The sequence below is a fragment of the Streptomyces niphimycinicus genome (genome assembly GCF_018883605.1).
Classification (GTDB): domain Bacteria; phylum Actinomycetota; class Actinomycetes; order Streptomycetales; family Streptomycetaceae; genus Streptomyces; species Streptomyces niphimycinicus.
Map to the genome: position 1 here is coordinate 1 of NZ_JAHLEM010001030.1, position 4272 is coordinate 4272.

Sequence of the window (4272 nt, forward strand, 5' to 3'; positions counted from 1 at the left end):
CTCCAGGACCTACTACGACAAGAAGATCGCCCAGGGCAAGCACCACACCCAAGCCCTCCTCTGCCTCGCCAGACGCCGAGCCGACGTCCTCTTCGCGATGCTTCGCGACGGCACCTTCTACGACCCGCAACCTGCCCCCACAGCTTGACGAAACCCATAGGGGCACCCCCCCGATCGCGCCGAGCAACGTGACGGCGTCGACCTCGCGCGGCGAGGGCGGCCGAACGGCGCATCTCCCATCCTGGTGTGACAAGGAGAGGCAATGACGACGGCACAACATTCCGAAAAGACGATCAGCTTGAGGTCCGCCCGGCGTGCATCGCTGGCGGGCGGCGTCGGGACACTGATCGAGTACTACGACTTCAGTGTCTATGGGTTTCTGACGCTCACCATCGGACCGTTGTTCTTTCCCAGCGACAATCCGACGGTCTCAACCCTGTCCGCGCTCGCGGTGTTCGCGTCGTCCTACCTCATCCGTCCGCTCGGTGGCTGGTTCTTCAGTCGCCTCGGCGACCGCCGCGGCCGCCGGACAGCCCTCGTCGCGACGATCGTGATGATGGGCGTGGCGTGCGGCGTGATGGGCCTGCTGCCCACCTACGGACAGATTGGAGTCGCCGGGACGATCGCAATCATCGTTGTGCGACTCGCCCAAGGGTTCGCTGCCGGTGGTGAGATCGGTGGCGCTGCCACCTACATCGCCGAGCTGGCGCCGCCCGGCAAGCGGGGCTTCTACGGATCGACGGTTTCCATGGGGTCTACTCTCGGGTTCGCCGTGGCCGCTGGCGTCGTAGGGCTGGTCCGGCTGCTGGTTCCGGCCGACCAGATGGCAACGTGGGGCTGGCGGATTCCGTTCCTCCTCTCGCTGGTCCTCACTGTGGTGTGTCTGCAGGCTCGACTGCGGGTCGAGGAGTCGCCTCAATTCCAAGAGCTGAAGGAGAAGGCGGTGATCGTGCGCAGCCCGATGCTGGCCGCTCTGCGTAGCCACCCGCTGTCGGTTGCCCGTGTGGCGGGCCTGGCTATCGCGTTCAACGGCACCGGCTACTTCGGCGTTGCCTACTTCGCCATCTTCCTACAGGAGGAAGGATTCTCCGCCACAGGCGTCGCCTGGACATCAGCGTTGTGCATCGCCCTGGCCACCTTCACCTACCCATGGGCGGGCAAGTTGACGGATCGCTACGACCGCAAGCCCATCCTGCTGGCGTCCTACATCATCTTCGCCGTCATCGCTTGGCCGGTCTTCGCACTCCTCATCGCGGCAACCAACCTCTGGGCCGTCGGAGTCGTTTATCTGGTCTTCATGTTCTTCACCGGGTGGGCGCAGGTGCCTACGTGGCCGTTGGCCACGGAGCTGTTTCCGGCAAGCGTGCGCTACTCAGGCATCGCGATCGGCTACAACTTGGGCGTGATCATCGGCGGCATCACGCCACTCGTCGCCGCTGCCCTCGTGGCCGGTACCGGAAGCAGAACCAGCCCCGTCTACTGGATCCTCGCCGTAGCACTCATCGGTGTGATCACCGTCGCGCGACTACCGAAGACCGCGTCGAAGCCGCTACCCGCCTAAGCGGACAGCCAGGTCCACGATCTCCTGCAACGCTGTGCGGAAGCTGCCCGGGTGCAGGAGATCGTCGAGCCTGCGGATACCACAACCGCGGCGAATCAGTCTGCATGCCGACCGCGCGCTGTCCGCGGGCGGGCTGTACTACTCCGTCCGACTTCCTTTCCCGTCGTACTCACTGCACCGACAACCGGTTGAGAACTCTCTGGTGAGGTGAGGCTGCCGATCCACCCGAGGAAGAGTGCCGCTGGCACGGACACCATGCCCGCGTTGTAGTACGGATACCAGTTGAAACTCAACTCCGGCCATAGTGAGTTCTTGGTACCGGTGACGACGGGTGAGGAGACCGTGAGCACGAGGGACAGCAGCAGTCCCCCGTAGACGGACCAGAGAAGCCCCCGGCGATTGAAATTGGGCCAGAAGAACGTGTAGATCAGCGCGGGGAATACACCTGACGCCGCAACGCAGAGAGCGAAGATGACCAGGGACTCGACCGGGTACCGGCTGATGGCTGTGGACAGCGACAGGCTCACGGCGACCAGGACGACGAGGGCCAGACCACACTTGACACGGTCGTGAGCGCGGCGAGGAAGGCCACGGACGCCATGGCCGTGATGAGCGCAACGCGCGGGAGCAGCAGTACACCGAGGGCGAGCATGAGGTCGATGGCGATGCTGAACCCGTCGTAGCCGTACCGAGCGATAAACTCGGACGTCACCAACAGAGTGACGACCGTGATCTGCTCGCCCGTCATGGCGAACCCGTTGAAGACCGGAGAGAGTGACCGATCCGCGATGTAGAGCCTTTCCGGTTCGTGTTCCTGACTCGAGGCAAGCATGAAAAGCCACAGGAGAGACAGCCCGATGAATACCAGGAAGGCGACGATCACGGGGCCTCTGGCATCTGAACCGATCGGGTCGAGTTCACCTGCGCTCAAGATGTGTACGGTCACCGCTTCACCGCCAGGGATCATCGACGGGAGGCGCACCCGACGTCTCGGCCTGGGGTATGCCGGAGGTCCGGGGCCGCTCGACGGGATCGCAGGCTGCTTGTTCCGGCGCGCAAAAGGTCGAGGATCTGGCCGACGGCCGGGGAGGGACACGAACAGGGATGTCAATGGCATCCGACGTCTTGGTCTGGGGCACGGCGGAGGCCGACCCGCTACCGGACTGACCGCTACCGCGGCCCGTAGATCACTACGGTGTTGCCCCATGGGTCCCGGGCCACGGCCCGGACCTCGTGTGGGCCCTGCTCGGGCTCCCGGACTATGGATCCGCCGCCTTGTACGAGGGCGGTGAGCGCCGAGGTCACGTCGGGGACCTTGAACGACGCCGCGGGCACCCCACCAGTGACGTCCTCGGCCGGTCCGGTCAGGGCCAACGTGGTGCTGCCGGCGTCGAGGGCGGCGTAGCGGTCGCCGTCGACGAACTTCGTGGCCAGGCCGAAGGTCTCGGTGTAGAAGCGCACGGCGGCGTCGATGTCGGCCACCGGGTGCAGCACGTTCCCGATCTTCACGAGGTCGATCTCCACGGAATCACTCACCGGACGGCCCCGCAGCACGGCCCGAGCGGAGGGTTCCACCACACCGCGCGCCGCGCGTGGATGAACCACTCGTGCGATCCACCGGAGCTGAGGGGCCGGGGCCGATGTCATTCATTTAACGCTCTGCCCGAGGTGGAGGAAATCACCGCGGTACCACATCACCGGCTTGCCGCTACCTATGCGCGCGTCGTGCACGCGACCGATGAGAATGACGTGATCGCCGCCGGGCACGGCTTGCTCCAGCTCGCAGCGGATGACCGCTGCGGCGTCGGGCAGTATCGGGTGTCCGCCCTCGTCGGACTCGAAGCTCCCGTGTGCGAACTTGTCCTCGCCCTTCGTGGCGAACCTCATGGCCAACTTCGCATGCGCGGGCGTCACGATGTTCACGACGAACTGCTCAGCCGCTGTGAAAGCTGAGAAGCAGTCCGCTCCTTGGTCCAGACAAACGAGAACAAGTGGTGGATCAAGCGACAGCGCCGCGAAGGAACTCGCGGTGAACCCATGCGGCGTGCCCCCGGCGCTTCGGGTCGTCACGATCGTCACGCCGGAAGGGAAGCGGGCCAACGCCGAACGGAAGGCAGCCGCGTCCAGCCCTTGGACTTGGTCAGCCATTCCACACCTCGCGGGCAGCTCGGGCGGCAAGGTCGTGGCAGCTACCGAAGGCATCAACGTCGACATGCTCTGCGAGTAGCGCCTCCTCGACCGGCTCTCGGTAGCGGTGCTTACGTGCGAGCCCAGTCGGGATGTCCCCCTCAGCCATGACAATGACGTCCATACCGATCCTTCCTCGATCCTCGAAACTCGAATGTTATTGACGAATAACATATGACTTGACTTAGATGCGGTCAAGTCCCTGGACGGGGAGGCGAAGCCGTTAGCACACAGTAACGAAAGGGGAGTTGAGTCAGTCCGCGGCCGCCTGTGCGGCCGTCGGTCGCGGTGTGACCGGGGTCGCTCTGGTTGCGACCCCTCCCATGCAAGCCCGGTCGACCTCCGTTGTTATTGCAAGGTAACGAATGCCGCTCTCCCCGGGGCCTTGACCTGGGCTGTGCTGCGCCCTACGTTATCGACGAATAACATTCGACGGAAGGGTCGGTATGGACTTCATCCTCATGACCGAGGGGGACACCCCGGTCGGGCTCACACATGAGCACCGCTACCGGGAACTGGTCGAG

Annotated in this window: 5 protein-coding genes and 1 pseudogene; 2 read left to right on the forward strand and 4 right to left on the reverse strand. The window is 64.5% G+C overall.

What is annotated here, in order from left to right; all coding sequences use genetic code 11:
- Positions 1–148: pseudogene (locus tag KN815_RS47145) on the forward strand (IS110 family transposase); the annotation flags it as partial.
- 114 nt (positions 149–262) lie between these two features.
- On the forward strand, positions 263–1561 hold the full coding sequence (locus tag KN815_RS47150; RefSeq protein WP_216347917.1) for an MFS transporter: 1299 nt from the start codon (positions 263–265) through the stop codon (positions 1559–1561).
- A gap of 95 nt (positions 1562–1656) precedes the next feature.
- Here KN815_RS47150 and KN815_RS47155 read toward each other — a convergent pair whose 3' ends face one another.
- From KN815_RS47155 to KN815_RS47170, 4 genes are all read right to left on the reverse strand, one after another.
- Positions 1657–2088: a hypothetical protein gene (locus KN815_RS47155; protein ID WP_216347918.1), complete on the reverse strand. Its 432-nt coding sequence runs from the start codon at positions 2086–2088 to the stop codon at positions 1657–1659.
- The gene (locus tag KN815_RS47160) at positions 2085–2492 is read right to left on the reverse strand and encodes a hypothetical protein (RefSeq protein WP_216347919.1); all 408 of its coding nucleotides are present in this window, start codon (positions 2490–2492) and stop codon (positions 2085–2087) included. The genes KN815_RS47155 and KN815_RS47160 overlap by 4 nt, the downstream gene beginning before the upstream one ends.
- Positions 2493–2731: 239 nt before the next feature.
- Complete coding sequence (locus KN815_RS47165) at positions 2732–3097, reverse strand: VOC family protein (protein ID WP_216347920.1); 366 nt, start codon at positions 3095–3097, stop codon at positions 2732–2734.
- Between the two features lie 111 nt (positions 3098–3208).
- Positions 3209–3709 (reverse strand): flavin reductase family protein, encoded by a 501-nt coding sequence (locus KN815_RS47170; protein ID WP_216347921.1) that lies wholly within the window; start codon positions 3707–3709, stop codon positions 3209–3211.
- Positions 3710–4272 lie beyond the last annotated feature (563 nt).

Excerpts from the sequence above, each read along its gene's own strand:
- KN815_RS47150 (WP_216347917.1), top strand. The coding sequence starts at position 263 with ATGACGACGGCACAACATTCCGAAAAGACGATCAGCTTGAGGTCCGCC.
- KN815_RS47170 (WP_216347921.1), bottom strand. The coding sequence starts at position 3,709 with ATGGCTGACCAAGTCCAAGGGCTGGACGCGGCTGCCTTCCGTTCGGCG.